The sequence below is a fragment of the Shewanella sp. SR43-4 genome, from assembly GCF_014163845.1.
GTDB lineage: Bacteria > Pseudomonadota > Gammaproteobacteria > Enterobacterales > Shewanellaceae > Shewanella > Shewanella vesiculosa.
Map to the genome: position 1 here is coordinate 263,939 of NZ_JACJEB010000002.1, position 16,506 is coordinate 280,444.

The 16,506-nt window shown below is 39.6% G+C and carries 11 protein-coding genes; 1 reads left to right on the top strand and 10 read right to left on the bottom strand.

The features are described from left to right. Positions 1 to 28 precede the first annotated feature (28 nt). The 10 genes from H5123_RS03440 to H5123_RS03485 form a co-directional block, all read right to left on the bottom strand. Positions 29 to 1,858, bottom strand: a complete 1,830-nt coding sequence (locus H5123_RS03440) for a DUF885 family protein (protein ID WP_182697036.1) — start codon at positions 1,856 to 1,858, stop codon at positions 29 to 31. Positions 1,859 to 2,214: 356 nt separating this feature from the next. Further along, positions 2,215 to 3,462 (bottom strand): tetratricopeptide repeat protein, encoded by a 1,248-nt coding sequence (locus H5123_RS03445; RefSeq protein WP_124016393.1) that lies wholly within the window; start codon positions 3,460 to 3,462, stop codon positions 2,215 to 2,217. A 3-nt stretch (positions 3,463 to 3,465) separates the two neighbouring features. Then, the gene (locus tag H5123_RS03450; protein ID WP_124016530.1) at positions 3,466 to 4,083 is read right to left on the bottom strand and encodes an energy transducer TonB; all 618 of its coding nucleotides are present in this window, start codon (positions 4,081 to 4,083) and stop codon (positions 3,466 to 3,468) included. Between the two features lies 1 nt (position 4,084). Then, positions 4,085 to 4,489, bottom strand: a complete 405-nt coding sequence (locus H5123_RS03455; RefSeq protein ID WP_124016392.1) for a biopolymer transporter ExbD — start codon at positions 4,487 to 4,489, stop codon at positions 4,085 to 4,087. Between the two features lie 13 nt (positions 4,490 to 4,502). After that, the gene (locus H5123_RS03460; RefSeq protein ID WP_124016391.1) at positions 4,503 to 5,030 is read right to left on the bottom strand and encodes a MotA/TolQ/ExbB proton channel family protein; all 528 of its coding nucleotides are present in this window, start codon (positions 5,028 to 5,030) and stop codon (positions 4,503 to 4,505) included. After that, the gene (locus H5123_RS03465; RefSeq protein WP_124016390.1) at positions 5,030 to 6,385 is read right to left on the bottom strand and encodes a MotA/TolQ/ExbB proton channel family protein; all 1,356 of its coding nucleotides are present in this window, start codon (positions 6,383 to 6,385) and stop codon (positions 5,030 to 5,032) included. Before H5123_RS03465 ends, H5123_RS03460 begins: the two co-directional genes overlap by 1 nt. Continuing rightward, the gene (locus H5123_RS03470; RefSeq protein WP_124016389.1) at positions 6,385 to 7,167 is read right to left on the bottom strand and encodes a DUF3450 domain-containing protein; all 783 of its coding nucleotides are present in this window, start codon (positions 7,165 to 7,167) and stop codon (positions 6,385 to 6,387) included. Before H5123_RS03470 ends, H5123_RS03465 begins: the two co-directional genes overlap by 1 nt. A 380-nt stretch (positions 7,168 to 7,547) precedes the next feature. After that, complete coding sequence (locus H5123_RS03475) at positions 7,548 to 8,510, bottom strand: class I SAM-dependent methyltransferase (protein ID WP_182697037.1); 963 nt, start codon at positions 8,508 to 8,510, stop codon at positions 7,548 to 7,550. 252 nt (positions 8,511 to 8,762) lie between these two features. Continuing rightward, positions 8,763 to 11,375, bottom strand: coding sequence for a TonB-dependent receptor domain-containing protein (locus tag H5123_RS03480; RefSeq protein WP_182697038.1), 2,613 nt, complete (start codon positions 11,373 to 11,375; stop codon positions 8,763 to 8,765). A gap of 537 nt (positions 11,376 to 11,912) precedes the next feature. Then, the gene (locus tag H5123_RS03485) at positions 11,913 to 14,333 is read right to left on the bottom strand and encodes a DNA polymerase II (RefSeq protein WP_182697039.1); all 2,421 of its coding nucleotides are present in this window, start codon (positions 14,331 to 14,333) and stop codon (positions 11,913 to 11,915) included. Between the two features lie 93 nt (positions 14,334 to 14,426). Between H5123_RS03485 and dinG the strand changes: the two genes are divergently transcribed. Then, the gene (dinG, locus tag H5123_RS03490; RefSeq protein ID WP_182697040.1) at positions 14,427 to 16,502 is read left to right on the top strand and encodes an ATP-dependent DNA helicase DinG; all 2,076 of its coding nucleotides are present in this window, start codon (positions 14,427 to 14,429) and stop codon (positions 16,500 to 16,502) included. Positions 16,503 to 16,506 lie beyond the last annotated feature (4 nt).

Sequence of the window (16,506 nt, forward strand, 5' to 3'; positions counted from 1 at the left end):
ACCATTTAGTCACCAAACTTGTGCGACATTATTTGGTTGATTCAGATTCAATCCAATCAGCAATCTTGTTTTCCATCACCGCCATAGGTAAAGAACCTGACGTTAACAACTGGTCATGAAAAGCTTTAAGGTCAAACTTGTCGCCAAGCGCTTTTTCGGCATCAGCACGCAATCTTAAAATTGTCAGTTGCCCCACTTTGTATGATAAGGCTTGACCAGGAATTGCCATATAACGCTCTACTTCAGCAATGATATCGGACTCTGCCATTGGTGAGTTGTCCATCATGTATTGAATAGCTTGCTCACGACTCCAACCTTTGGCATGAAGACCTGTATCAACCACTAATCGCATAGCTCGAAGCATTTCATCTGATAACTTACCGAAATACTGATAAGGGTCGTTAAAGAGGCCCATTTCAACACCTAAATACTCTGAATACAGTGCCCAACCTTCTTCAAACGCAGTATAACCTTGGAAGCGTTGAAATTGCGGCACCTCGGTCAACTCTTGCTTAATTGAAATCTGAAAGTGGTGACCAGGTGAAGCTTCATGCAAAGAAAGGGTTGTCATTCCCCATTTCGGCTGCGCTTTTAAGTTATAAGTATTGATATAAAAGATCCCCGGACGAGAGCCATCCACAGCAGGAGATTCATATGATGCACCTGCTGCCGACTGTTCACGGAAACTTTCTACTGGTTTAACAATATAATCGGCCTTTGGCATCACATTAAAATACTGCGGTAACACCTGATTAATTCTATTTTTAATGGTCATATAACCATCAATTAAATCTTGTCTATCTGTAAAGAAATACTGAGGTTCTGAAGATAAAGAGGCAAAAAATGCCTTTAGATCACCGCTGAAACCAACTTGTACTCTAACTTTGTCCATTTCGGATAAAATACGCGCAACTTCAGATAATCCAATTTGATGTATCTCATCGACAGGCAAAGTGGTAGTTGTGTGACTATTGGCTAAATGCTGATACCAGTCTTTACCATTAGGTAATCCCCACCAACCATCAGAAGCACGGGAGTTTGGTAAATAATCATTCTTTACGTAATCACGCAACTGAGTTAAAGCAGGTAATAATTCGGCATTGATGAGTTGAGTATACTCAGTAGTAAGTTGTGATTTTTGTTCCGCAGTAAAATCATCTGGTAGCAAGTTTATCGGTGAATAAAATATACTACTCTGTGCATCCGTAACAAGTTGAGCATCTAACTGAGGAATGATGCGCTCCACAAGTACTCGTGGTAATACGACTTTGCTAGCGATGCCCTCATCCATTCGTTGTTGGGCAAGCTTGGTCCAGTTAATAAATCCACGTAAACGAGCCAACCAATTTTGATAATCTTTTACCGTCTTAAATGGTTGAGCACTTTCACCACTTCCTAACTGAACCATAGTAAATACTGTGCTATAAAACTGGTTAATTGGTAAGAAATATTCAGGATAAGTTTCGCCAATAAGCTCCATATTTCGATCGTAGATAAACATGTCGTAACTGAGTTTAAGTGAAGCAGGAAGCTTATCAACATCAATAGTTTTGGCTTGACTGAAATATTGACTATTCAACTCATGACGAGCCTTTAAGTATTCATCAGTTAATGCACCACCAAATTGATCGTTATAATCATTTACGCCTACAAAAGTGGCATAAATTGGTTCAAGCTTAAGTTGATCATTAAAAAAATTATCTACCATAGCTAAATACTGCTCAGAGACAGATTGAGGCATAACGGCTGCGCTAGGCTCTGAAGTGGTTTTAGATACAGACGTAACCGTTGAATTGTCAGAACAACCTTGGGTAGCTAGGAGTAAGGACACAGTTAACGCCAACAATGTTTTATTCATTTTTATTATTCCTTAAACACAAATTAACTCACGCCTTGTTATCCTTAAAAGGTCAAAGGCTTAATATAAAGATGACGATGTATCACAGTACAGTTTTTAATCTAAACAACATTATTAACCTTGTACAATAATGTCATTGTAACTTTGGCTTGCTCGACAAGAAACTAAACTTCACTAAAAACACACAAACTAACAATTAATCGGTAGTGAATATGTACTGATATGCATTTACAACTATGATAACAGACCGCTAAACATCGGAATAAAAACCATTTCAAAGACATAACCAATTGATTTAATATTTTTTAATCGCTAATAAAAAAGCCCCTAGAAGGGGCTTTTTTTACGAGCTTAAATTAAAGCGCTACGTTGTGAATCCGAGCTTTTTCTTTGATGTAAGAAATATAGCTCTTAGCACTACGTTCGGTCTTCTTATCATTCGCGGCAAGCACCGCACGATTATAAGCAGACTTGTACTTTTTCAGGCTTAAGTATGCTAAAGCCAGCTCAAACTGAGCTTCACCCGGATTATCGATGCCTGCATCAAGTGCTTTTTTAAACACAGGAATAGCGTCATCGAACTTTTGATCTAAAGCAAGAATGCGACCTTGTTTTAAATACAAATCACCCTTATTACTAACGGCAGCGGCTTTTCCATAATAGAAAGCGGCTTCTTTTAGCTCTTTAGCATTATGATAAAAACCAGCAAGAGTTGATAAGCTCTTCTCGTTTTCAACAATAAGACCAGACTTTAAATGCTTTTCGAAAATGGTAGCAGCTTTGTAAGGCGAACCTTTTTGTGCTAACAACTGAGACAAACGGGTAATGTTACTGTCTGTCTCTAAAAAGCCATTCTTATAGGCTAAATCATATGTTGCAAGTGACTTATCATAATCTTCAGTCATTAAGTAAAACTGAGCTAACTGTACCCAGAGACGTTTATCGTCTTGGAACAAAGGCACCATAGTTTCTAATACTTTTACGGCTTCTTTGTATTTTTTCTGGTTAAAGTAAGCGGTTAACTTCATCTGATATAGGCCCTTGTCAGGCGATTCAGCTAAAGATAAACCTTTGTCAGATACTTGAAGAACTTTATTCCAATCTTTTAACTCAGTGTAGGCAATACCAATACGGCGATACATTTGCGAATCAGCCTTACAGGTAAAATCCATCCACTTGTAGTAGTAAGGAATAGCCTCTTTAAACATTTTTTCCTGGAGTAATAAATCAGCATACAAACGCATTGTTGCAGCATGATCGGTACCACCAAGAATATCAGCGTCAACAGCAGTCTTTAAATATTTGATTGCTGTCTTCATCTGGCCTTTTTCGGCATAGAAGTTACCTAACATACGATCGACATAAGCTTTATCGAAATCGTTTTTAGCATTAGCCTCAAGCAAAATTGAAATAGCTTGGTCTAAATTTCCTTCAGTGTATGCTTCAAAAGATTTTTGAACTTTTTTTGCAGCGCTTTCGCCAACAGCACGAGATTGACGTTTATCAATTTCACACTTTTCAGCAGCCACTACAGAGTTTGACAATAGTGCACTTCCACAGACTGAAAGTAATAACGCTGTAGCGATACTAGTAACTTTACGCATTATCTACCTCCCTTTCTCTAGTGTGAAGTCAAGCTGAACTGTCATACCGGTTTGTTTTAATGGCTTGCCATCAACGATCTTTGGCTTATATTTCCATTTCTTCAATGCGCGAATCGCTTCGCGATCGAATAAACGTTTAGGTTCAGCCTGGATGACAGAAACATCATCAACACCACCAAGTTCGTTAATCGTAAATGAAAGTTGAACATAACCTTCTTTACCATCACGAGCAGCAGCAATTGGATACTGTGGCTCAATACGAACGATAGGGGTAGCATCACCATCACGGGTCATCATATTGCCAAGTTTAAAACCTGTACTTGGTCCACCAGCTTCGATACCACCCATATTGAACGCCATATTAGTGTCAATATTAGTTGATGAATCTGGCGGAGTAGTATCCGGCTTCGGTGGCTGCTCCGGTGGTGGAGGTGGCTTAGGTGTAACCCTTGGTTTTTTCTGTGCCTTCGAATCCTGTTTATCCATCGTAATTTCAATAACAGGGGATTCCACTGAGTCGCCGTTGCGTTGTGCGCCACCGCCGACTAGGAAAGCCATGAAAGCAAACAGCCCAAAAGTCACTGCAGCACCAATGATTATTGATACGAGTGCTCTTAGCATATTACTCATTCCCCGCTGATACTGAAATTTTGTCAATACCGGCAGCTTTAACATTATCAAGCACTTTAACGACTAAACCATGTAAAGCGTCTTTGTCTGCTTGAATCAATACAGCTGCTTCTGGTGCTTCCGCTAACATACGCTCTACGTTTGCAGTTACACGCTCGATATCAACCTGACGGTTTTCCATCATAATGACGCCAGTTTTGCTGATGCCAATAAAGATGTTTGCCGATGGTTTAGACGTAGCCTGTGACGCTTTAGGCTTGTTGTAGTCTAAGCCTGATGGCTTAACAAACGATGTTGTTACAATGAAGAAGATCAGCATGATAAACACGATGTCTAGCATCGGGGTCATATCAATCTGCGCTTCCTCTTCCATACTGGAATGCTTCTTACGTGCCATGTTCAATCTCTCTCTAGTGGTGAGGCATGCTGTCTTTTAGCTTTTCTAAACTGATTCTCATTTTTGAGTCTAAACGAGTGCTAAAGAATACACCCGATAGAGCTGCAACCATTCCTGCCATAGTTGGCATAGTGGCCATAGAGATACCAGCGGCCATTAAACGAGCATTACTCGTCCCCTGAACTGCCATCACATCGAATACTGAAATCATACCGGTTACAGTACCTAATAAACCAATCATTGGACAAATGGCTACTAAGGTTTTGATTAACAGCATACGTGCATTCAAATCTTGCTTCGCTTGGGATAACCAAGCTTCACGGATACGGTGAGCATGCCAAGAAGTCGTTTCTTCTCTTGCTTCCCATGACGCGATAACGGCTTGATGTTGTTTTGGTGATATCCAGTTGAGATACCAGTAACGCTCAAGCATTAACACCCACATTAGGAATAGCACAGCTGCAACCAGCCAGAGGACATCGCCTCCGGAGGCCATGAAGCCCCTGACGGAATCCCATACGTCCATCAGGATTAGCATCATTAGTCAGCCCTCTTCTCAGCATGTTCTGCAATGATACCAGCACTTTGTTCTTCAAGAACTTGAACAATAGACTTGCTACGAGCCACTACGATTGCATGTAATAACATTAGAGGCAATGCAGCGATAAGACCTTGAACAGTCGTAATAAGCGCCATTGAAATACCACCAGCCATCAATTTAGGGTCACCAGTACCGAATAATTGAATTGATTGGAAGGTTGCGATCATACCGGTAACAGTACCCAATAGACCCATCATAGGAGCAATAGCTGCGATAACTTTGATGATAGAAATACGCGCTTCTAAAGCAGGTGTTTCTTTTAATATCGCTTCATCAAGTTTCAGCTCAAGTGTTTCAACATCAACATCTTTGTTTGATTGATACACTTTTAAGATGCGACCTAAAGCGTTATTACCAGGCTTCTCGATGTTCTTACGTTGGCTGTTAACTTTTCCGCCAATGATAGTAAGAGTCACTAGACGCTCAATAGCAATTAATGCACCCAATGCTAATAAAGCAAGAATGATATAACCAATAGTTCCACCGGCTTCTAAACGATCTTCTAAGCTAGCTTTGTTAGTGAAAATATTCAATAACACGCCACGAGCAGGATCGATATAGAAAGGAGCTACACCTGAAGTGGTGTCTTCCCATGTACCAACTGCGCTAACTTGGTAACCTTCTGGCTGTTGTGATAGCTGTTGAATTAAACCAAGTTCTGGCTTGTAAACAACATATTTACCATCAGCAGTTAAGTTGAAAGGACCTACACGGTGAATAGAAGTGGTCTCAACATTGCCATCGATCGCGGTAACGTCACCTTGGAATTTAACAACTTTACCAGATTGAACCATTTCAAAAAGCTGAGCTTCCCAAAACTGCTCTAACTCTTCAATTTTAGGTAGTGACTTACGCGCACCAAGTTCAGCAATAAAAGCATCGCGACCTGGATACTGAGCACTAATGTTAGATGCTGCTAGCTTACCAGCGAAATCACCGGCTTCACCTTTAACAACACCAAACATCTCACCTAAGTCACCTTGTGCGGTTTTTAAGTCTTCTTCTAACTGAGCAATTTTACGCTCGTTATCTAAAAATGCTTGGTTTAAATCTTTACCACGTTGCTTTTCAGCAGCAAGGGCATTTTTCTCGCGCTTAAGTAATTCAGCTTTATCACCACGTTCAGCTTGAAACTCTTGTTCACGCTTAGCGTTTGTTTTGCCTTCATTAGCGCGATCAACTTTAACTTGTTGTAATAGTTGATCAATGGTTTTTGGTGCATCTGCAGCAGAAACCATACCAGCCGTTAAAGAGAAAGTTGCAGCCACTAGCACTGATGTAATTAACTTCTTCATTATTGTGCAGTCTCCGCAGCAGGAATTGGTAATGCGAATAGGTCTAATGCGCCTTGCTTACGAGCAATACGGATACCTTTAGTAATGTCGCGTAGATAGCTGTCGTCTAACTTGTTCCAAGACTTAGCATCAGCATCGTACATCCATGCTATTTTTTGATCTAAGCTTTGTGCGTAAAGTGCAACGCGGCCTAAATTAAAGAAATCAACTAGCACTTCTTTGCCGTCAAGGCTTAGCTTACCGGTATGTACAGCAACGAAATTACCATACTCACGCTCAATGCTATAAGCATCAAGGATTAGACGATATTTCTCTGCCAATGTAACTTCTGCAGTATTAAGAATATCTTTTAGATTTTTAACACGGTTCTGACGAACTTCCGTATTAAAAGGTAAATCTAAATTAACAAACTGTTCTAGAGCATCGACCATTTTAAACATTAATGGCACAACACCTTGACGAAGTTTATCAACGCCATTGATATCAGTTTGAATTAAATCAAGTGAATTTTGTTGATCAGCTACCAAGCCTGCAACGTAATCATTGTATGCTTTCAATGATTCACGCTCATCAGCTACGCTGCCATACTCAAAAAGCATGTCTTGTGCTTGGTCAAAATATTTGTCGACTTTCTGTTGTGACGCAGCAGAAGCAGCATTAAGGCTACTATCCGCTTTTTGAACGTCAGCTAGAGGATCTGCAACAACGAAGTTGCTACTAGCTAAAGCCAGAGCGCCAACAAGTGCAGTAGCGATTTTTGTTCTATTGCTTACCTTGGACATAGTTCCCAACCAATTTGAAGTGAATTAAAAAGTTCAACTTTGTGAAATAGCGATGATCTAAAATTGTGATCAATGTTACTTCAACTAAGTACGTCTTTTTCTTGTGATTGTTAGTTTTTCTTCCTTTTTCTGCACCTATTAAGGCGCAGACCCATTAGCATCATTCCACAAAATGTTGACCTATGTCAACATTTGAAAAGTTTAAAAACTAGTAGAAAGAGCCGTTATAGGAGCGAATGTTGATGAAAGGTTAATAATTAAACATGTGCAAGATGATTATGTAGTAATTAAGTGTTAAGGGATAATTTTTATTTGTTTTTATTCAATAGCTTACAAAGTAATGGCCAAGTTACTTTATTGTAACCTCACCTTTTTTCTAATTATGAAAATAATTTTGAAGCATGCAAATACCAAGCTAATACTTCATCTTGATCATTCTTAAGTATTTTAAGTTCATTTAACGTCATATTATTGAGCTGTAGTTTTTCCAAAAAAATAGCTAACTTTGATTCATCAAAAGATGCATCAACCAATTCAGTTAAACGTAATTTTAACGTATCCATTTGTATTGTAATAAATTCAATAAACTCTAACTTTTTTGTAACAGGCCAGAATAATCCATTTTTAAAAAATTGAGCCACAAAGCGCATCAACTCGCAATCTTGAGCTGCCGCGTCATCAAACATTACTAGCGATTTAATCAATTGATTGATTTCTGTTCTAACGCTCTCACATTGTGGATCTTTTTTAATACGATCAACATCTTTCGAATTATTGACATTGCCCATTGCATTAGCCATTTTGACTAAACACTCTATAAGCAAATTGACTTCTTTTTTCTGTATTAAATTCAAAATTCTTCGGTTTCGATTGAGGATCATCGAACGTTTATGGTGAAACACAATAACAAACTGACCATCACTTTTTATGACTCTATTTGCTTCTTGAAGAGATTTTTCGACATTTGAATACTCAAAACCAAATTGGGATATATAAAGGTCTACGGAGTTTGCCTCAAATGGGAGCTGTTCACAGCGAGTATTAGACATCAAGGCGATATCAATATTATGATTATTTTGGTTTTCAGAGCTAGCTAAACTAACTTCTGCTAAATCGACACCAACAACCTTACCGGTTAATTCACTGGTTAATAATTCATCGCGAAGTAACAGAGGTAATGAGCCATTACCAGTACCAACATCGACAACTAAAAATTTTTCAGTTAAACCATTAAAAATCGGTTTCCACACACTTTTCAATATGCCGTCATAATTACCAGATAAAGCCTCACCGAATGACGTGGTGTGTCCTTGCTGCCAATATTCACTCCAGTGATTATTCATTGATTCTCCTTAATTAATGACAATGTATTGCTTAATTATCTCAACTCAGGATGAGATAAATTGATAAAAATGAGTTTAACTCAAGCCAACGATACCTAACCTTCACATAAATATACTCACAAGGAATAATATTGATATCTGAATTATTTTCCATTATGAGTTAAACAGCTAAGCCAAAAATACCATGGGTAAATATAAACTAAATAAAAAGGCTCCCGAAGGAGCCTCTCTTGTCTTATGTCTAATTAAATATTAGAACTTAAGAGTATAACTTGCACGGTATTCACGACCGTAGTTGTTATATAGATCAGGGTTTTCGTATATTCCAACAGAACTCAGTACTGGATCTTCATCTGTTAGGTTGTTAACACCTAATAACAATGAACCATAGTTACCTGCATCATACACGTAGCTGATATTGTGGATTAACCAAGAATCTAAATGGCCAGTATCATCATCTTCATAAGTAGATGCTGTGTAGCTCATGTTCCATGAGAATCTGTGATCGCCCATGCTGTAGTTAGTGGTAAAGTTAGACTTGTAGTCAGGTGAACCATTCCAACCAGCGATGTCAACGGCTTCAGAACCACCTTCAACTTCTTGGATATAATCTAGCACGAAACTGTTGTTCCAGTTGAAGCCGATATCACCAATTGCCGTTTCAAACTTAGCGTTAAGCGCGACGTCAATACCAGTAATTTCTAATTTGTCACCGTTACCATAACCAGTACCAACTTCTAAAGCACGTCCTAATGAACCATCAACGCCATTTGGAGCACGTTTAACATAGAAAGTGTCATTTTCTGCTAGAGTACCAGCACCAATACCACGCATAACGTTGGTAATTGTACGACGACTGATTACGTCATCAATTTTTAAGTTAAAGTAATCGACCTTAACACCGATATCATCAACGATATCCCATGCAACACCTAGGTTAGTATACTTAGATGTTTCAGGACCTAGGCTATCGTTAGCACGAATATAAGTATCATACTGTTTTGAACTACAATCTGCATCAGAGATACCTGCAGATTCACAGAACGGATAATCGGTACCTGTATCAGCACTGAATGTTGTTGCTGCATACAACTGATCTAATGAAGGCGCACGGAACGCTTCAGAGTAAGATGCACGTACTACAACGTTATCAAGAGCTTGCCAGCGAACAGAAGCTTTTGGTGCTACGTTATCACCAAAATCACTGTAATCATCGTAACGAGCTGCAAGGTTTAATTCAATGTCATCTGTTAACGGTAATACCGCTTCATAGAACATTGCCCATACTTGACGATCGCCACCAGCAGAGTTACCAGCACTACCACCAACTAAGCCAGCTTCTGACTGAGCGTCATACACTTCGCTATATTGTTGGTCGAAATATTCCATACCAACGTAATGTGCAACAGCACCACCTGGTAGTTCGAACGCGTCAAAACCAATACCAGCACTGTATTGATCAAATGTAGCACGACCTTGTGTTAAGGTTGTGGTTTTCATGTTATTGATACCAGCTTCAGAGCCTAAATCAATATCATTTGCTTGGTTATAAGCTAGACCAGCATAGCTTAAGTAGTACTCACCGATAGACTTGTTATCGGCGATGTTGTGGTGGTAGTAAAATTCCCACTCAGCATCGTTTAGTGCACTAATCGTACCACGCAAACCAGTTAAATAATCTTGGTTGTAATCGTCAACGTTACCGTCACGAGTACCGATACCAACCCAACGGAAATAGCCAGTGGTTTCTTCACCATATGGATTATGTGGGTTGTCTGCTGCCATGCTATTCCAAGCTGCTGCTGGAGGCGCATAACGACCAAATGAGTTACCAGCAGTAACCATCACACGGCCAAACCATTCAATGTCTTCTGCAATTTCATAGTTAGCATCAACATAAACAGTATTACGCTCTGTAGATGCTTTGTTATAAGAAACGTTAGCAAAAGCATACATACAATAAGTAGAGCCAGCTCCACCCCAATCATTGTCAGCTTTAACAGTTTGGAATACATCTGAACCATACTGTGCTTCTAAGTCATTACATAATAATGATGCTTGTGCAGTAGAGAAATCTGGAGCAGCTACAGTTGCACCATAAATACTCCAACCTGAAGTTTCTTCATAAGCTTGGATTTCACCGTCGCCGTTGAAATCTGTCATGCTCGCTGCAGTGTATGGACGGTCAGCGTCAGAAATACCTTTACGATCCTGGTGGTCAAACGAGAAAGTAATGTTACCTTTGTCCATTTGATAACCAGCAACAACAGAGAATTCTTTACTTGTTAATCCGCCGTCTTGGTCACGAGAACCACCGCCAACGTTGAATTCGATACCTTGATAATTCTTCTTCATGATGATGTTAACAACACCAGCAATCGCGTCAGAACCATAAGTAGAAGATGCACCGTCAGTCAGAATGTCAATACGTTCTACTGCGGCCATTGGAATAGCGTTCAAGTTAGCAGATGCACCACCTAGAGTAGGTGAACCTGGGAAACGCTTACCATCGATAAGTACTAGAGTACGGCTTGAGCCTGCACCACGTAAATCGATCGTTGCTTGAGATTGTGCAGAACTACCTGAACGCTCAGAGAATGAACCGAAAGAGTTCAAGTTACTGTTACGAAGTGCGTCAGCAACTGTAAAGTTACCTTCCATCTTCATATCTTCAGTTGTAATAGTCGTAATTGGTGAAGCGCCTTCAAGGTCAGAACGCTTAATGCGCGATCCAGTAACCTCAATACGTTCTACTTTTGCGCCATCTTCATCAGCAGCAAAAACTGCTGGTGAAGCGAATGCAGCTGCTGCTGCACCACTGATCAGTGCTAAGCGCACTGATTTAGCTAATACGTTCTTATGCATTGTCTATCTCCCTGGACTTTTTTATGTCTTTCTTATAATGCTAACAACTTTTTAGTTGTTAGTTCAATGAGAGGATGCAACAGAAAACAATCACAACCACCCAATTACAGATGCAATAAAATCACATTTGAAACAACTAATCAACAACTGATGAACCGTAAGCACAAAAGTTAATCAAATGTAACAAAAGCAACTGTTAACAATTATGAACAGGGTGTTTTTTTTACTATAAAAAACAACAGACTAGGTTTGACGGCTTTTTAAGTAAGGCTTTGCTAAATCTAAATAGAGAAAGTTAACATTATGTTTTAATTTACCATTTGTTCGAAGTAAGCTTTTTTCATCACTTGGAGCAAATATAAAAATCTTATCGACTAATAAAAAGAGATATGTTGATAATAATTTAACATTTCATCAACTGGATTACTTTTGATAAATGTAAAAAGCCTAATCTCTCTTATGGAAGAGTACTTAACCATTCCAGCTAAAAGCATGCTGTTGTCTTGTGGCGACAAGCTAATATTTGAGATGAATAGATTAAAGTAATAGCAGTTGATTATTTACCAGTGAGTCAAAAGAATGCCCACAAAGTTGCAGGATGGGTTCTGCGATGGGTTGAATTTGTTTACTGATGTAATATTCATAATCAATATTAGTCGGTTTAGCTTCAATGGCCTGTGCTCCCGTTAGGGTCATGACATAGCGGATTTTTTGGCCTTTTCGGGTAACGTTTTTGTCTCCTAGAATATCGGCAAGCTGTTTAGCTGCTTTCACATGAGGTGATGATTTTGCGGTATAGTCTTCGACATTACGTCTTAAGCGCTTTGTAAAAATCAGTTCATTGTCTCTGGCTCCATGATTAATTGCTGCCAGCTCATTGGTTAAGTAATCAATCACATCTTCGCCTTTAAAAAACAGTTCGTACAAATGGTATTGCATCCTACGGGCAATGGGACTCCAATCGCTTCTTACCTGCTCCATACCTTTAAAGGTTAATTCCAATTGTTGAGCCTCATTTAATACAGCACCAACATAGCGTTTTTTACTGCCTTCATCTGAGCCTCTTAGTGTGGGCATAATAAACTGTTCGAAATGTGTTTCAAATTCGAGTTCGAGATAACTGTCTAATTGATATTCTTGCGTGCACCATTGAAGCCAACGCTGAGTAATCGATACCGACAGGTGCTTACCCACAGCTTGAATATCGGTAATGCCATGATTATCGCCTAACCACACAAAAGTGGAATCGGTGTCACCATAAATCACCTGATAACCGCACTCTTCTATCCACTGTTTAGTCAGTTTCATAATTTGATGACCGCGCATGGTAATTGAACTGGCTAATTTTGCATCATGAAAAACACAACCTCGAGAGCCGAGCACTCCATATAAGGAGTTCATAATAATTTTTATTGCTTGCGATAAAGGCGCATTTTTATCACTTTTGGCTAACTCTCTTTGTTCTGCAAGACTAGCAACCAGTGCCGGTAAAATAGGCGAGTTACGACTAAAATGAGCCCCTAAATACCCTGCTACTGTGTTTGTGTCACCTGTGACATCATTTATATACATGCCTTCGACCAATCCTTTAGGATCAATCAGAAATGTTCTGATTATCGATGGGTATAGACTTTTAAAATCTAATACTAAAACATCTTTATAATAGCCAGGGATAGAGGACATAACATAGCCACCAGGACTCTCTAAACCATTACTGGCAGGATGTGCTGGTGCCACAAACCCACTTCGATGTAGGTGAGGAAGATACAAGTGATAAAATGCCGCAATTGATGCGCCAACACGGCCAAATTCCAAACCGGTTAACTTGGCACGTTCAAGTGCGAAGTCTAATAACTGAGTTTTTTCAAAAATATCCCAGACTAAGCGACAATCGGTAATATTATAAAAAGCCAGCGCATTTTTATCTTGTTCAAATAAATGGGTAATTTCCTGACCACGATTTTCAACATGGTCAATGGCTTTTCCTTCTGCCAATAATTGTCGCGATACAGACTCTAACGAAAAGCTATCAAATTGATAAAAAGCCGCTTTAAGCCAATCAATGCCATCCAACACCACTCGTCCTGGGAGCGATAAGGTTTCTGGTCGATATTTTTCGGCTACTTTCCAGCTTAACTCGGTATTTCCACGGCCAATGATTAAAGGGATGTTATGTAATACGCAACGTTTATACAGTAAGGCTAAATCGAAGGTGACCACTGCCCAACCGATAATAATATCGGGGTCATATTCACTAAACCACGCAATTAATCGCTGTATCAGCTCAACTTCATCTTTAACCCAAGTAATAAATTGATGACAATCCGCTTGCGGCTCGCCAACCATAAACACACATTGATATTCGCGGCCATACAAACCAACAGAATATAACTCTCCTGCAAAGCTGCATTCAAAATCTAACGAAATCATCTTAAGCGGTATGCTAACCACTTGGTCTGCAGGTATTTTTCTGGCACGATTAATCGATAACACTGGCATTGATGAAGCGGAATACATATCTTGATAACGACCAACACACTCAATGTCTAAAGCGATAAAGCGCTCAATAAGAAAGCGTTGTTCTGGCCTGATATCGGTTTCAAATAAGGTAATACCGATATCTTGAGCAATGCGACTGACTAATTTTAGCTGGGTATTAGACTTTAGATACAATGCACTAATCGGTTCATGGGCAAAACTCATCAGTGATATTGATTCCGCTTTAAGGACTAAACCGACTTTTTGGCTCAATAGATCAACATCTTGCTGACGACAGAAACATATCACCTCACTGTGATAAAGCTCTGCTAGCACAGGCCCCTGAGCGGTTTTAATATAATATTGCAAGACTAATTGCCCATGTCGATAAATCGCATGGCGCGTTAATACTTGTCCCTGAACATTATGATCAGTAGCCGGGTTATCTGTTGGCTTTACTTCGGGTTTGAATTCCTGCACCAGTTTACTCAATTTGATTTATTACTTCGTGGCATGCTAATTCACTGTTATTATGTACAGCATAATTCAGTCTATGTAGAAATCATACTTCCTATGCTACCGGATAAGATAAAAAGTCAAATTCGTACCATTTATAAAGAAATTGCCACATCAATGCCGCAATTTCGCTCGCGTCGCGAGCAAAACTATATGGTAGCGGAAATATCTAAAACGTTAGCAGGTGAATATGACAAAGACCGTCGGATTATTGTGGTTGAAGCGGGTACTGGTATTGGTAAATCCTTGTCCTACATTTTAGGCGCTATTCCTTTAGCCGTTGCCACGAAAAAGAAAGTCTGCATTGCCACTGCAACCGTAGCACTTCAAGAACAATTACTGCATAAAGACTTGCCATATTTTTTACAGCAATCCGGTATTGATTTTAAATTTGGTCTGGTAAAAGGCCGTCAACGCTATGTCTGTTTAGCCAAGCTTGAAGCTATGATCGGCGCACAAGACAGCTCGCAAATTGCTATGTGGCAAACCAAGCCCGATCAAAGTCAAATTAATGAATTACAAAAGCTACATCAAGATTTCCACCAAAAACGTTGGAATGGTGAAATCGATACTTTAAAGCACCCTATCCCTGATTTTTTATGGCAACAAATTTGTTGTGACAAACACAGTTGCCACCGTCAAGTATCGGCGCACCATAATTGTCCATTTCATAAAGCCCGTGAAGACGTCGACACATGGGATGTGTTAATTGTTAACCACAGTCTATTATTTGCCGATTTAGAGCTTGGTGGTGGCGTCATTTTACCTGAACCGGAAGACATGTTTTATGTCATCGACGAAGCTCACCATCTCCCCATTGTCGCAAGAGACTTTTCCAGTGCTCAAGCCACATTGCGAGGAGCATGTGATTGGTTAGAAAAGGCCTCAAAGACCTGTTCTAAGCTGCAGAATCAGCTCAAAACCACCCATATTATTGCCCCAGTGCAAGCGATGCTTGATCACACCACAGATTTAACTAATTTACTCACCCAAGTGGCTCATTATTGTGATACTCAGCCGCAGCTATTTGCCAATCCTGAATCTCGGCTTCGGTTTGAACATGGCAAATTACCGCCATCATTATTAATACAGGCAGAAAACCTGGCCACGGCATCGGGTTCTGCTGTAAAGCAGTTTAATAAAGTCGTTTCTGTATTAAATGAAGCCATCAAGGATGGAGAAGTCCCTAAGCATCAATCTGAAGGTTTGCTGTCTGAAACAGGCTTCATCTTACAAAGACTAGATAACTTACATAAGTTATGGAAAATGATGGCCAAAGAGGACAGCAAAAAAGGCGCACCAATGGCACGTTGGGCTGAATTAATAACAGGCAAACAGCAAGATTATCTATTTTGTTCATCGCCTATAGAAGTCGGCTTTATGCTTGAGTCCATGCTGTGGCAAAAAGCCGCTGGAGTCGTATTGTGCAGTGCCACACTGCGGGCATTAAATAGCTTTAACCATTTTGCTCACCAAATTGGATTATCAATCAACGATGGCAGTCGTTTTTTAGCTTTACTGTCTCCTTTTGATTATGAAAATAATGCCACCTTATTTATTCCTCAAATGGTTAATGAACCTACCGACGATAATTACACTGCAGAACTGGCACAGCATATTGTGACATTAATCGATGGTGAAATGGCCACCTTAGTGCTGTTTGCTTCCTACTGGCAAATGGACAAAGTGGTTGAATTAGTTGAAGGAAAAATTTCTAAAGAGCAACTTTTTGTGCAAGGCGCTATTCCACGTCAACAAATATTAGAACAACATAAAAAGCGCTGTGATGAAGGCTTACCGAGTATTATTTTCGGCACGGGCAGTTTTTCTGAAGGTCTTGATTTACCCGGTGATTATTTAACAAATCTCATCATTACAAAGTTGCCATTTGCAGTGCCGACATCACCGGTTGAACAAGCTCACGCGGAATACTTAAAAGTAAAAGGCGGTAATCCATTTTTACAGCTGACAATTCCTGATGCTTCACGTAAATTAGTCCAAAGTTGTGGCCGACTGCTACGAAAAGAACAAGATTATGGTCGTGTGACCATTTTAGATCGTCGTTTAGTCACTAAACGTTATGGCAAATCATTAATTGATGCCCTTCCTCCTTTTAGACGTGTCATTGAATAGGTAT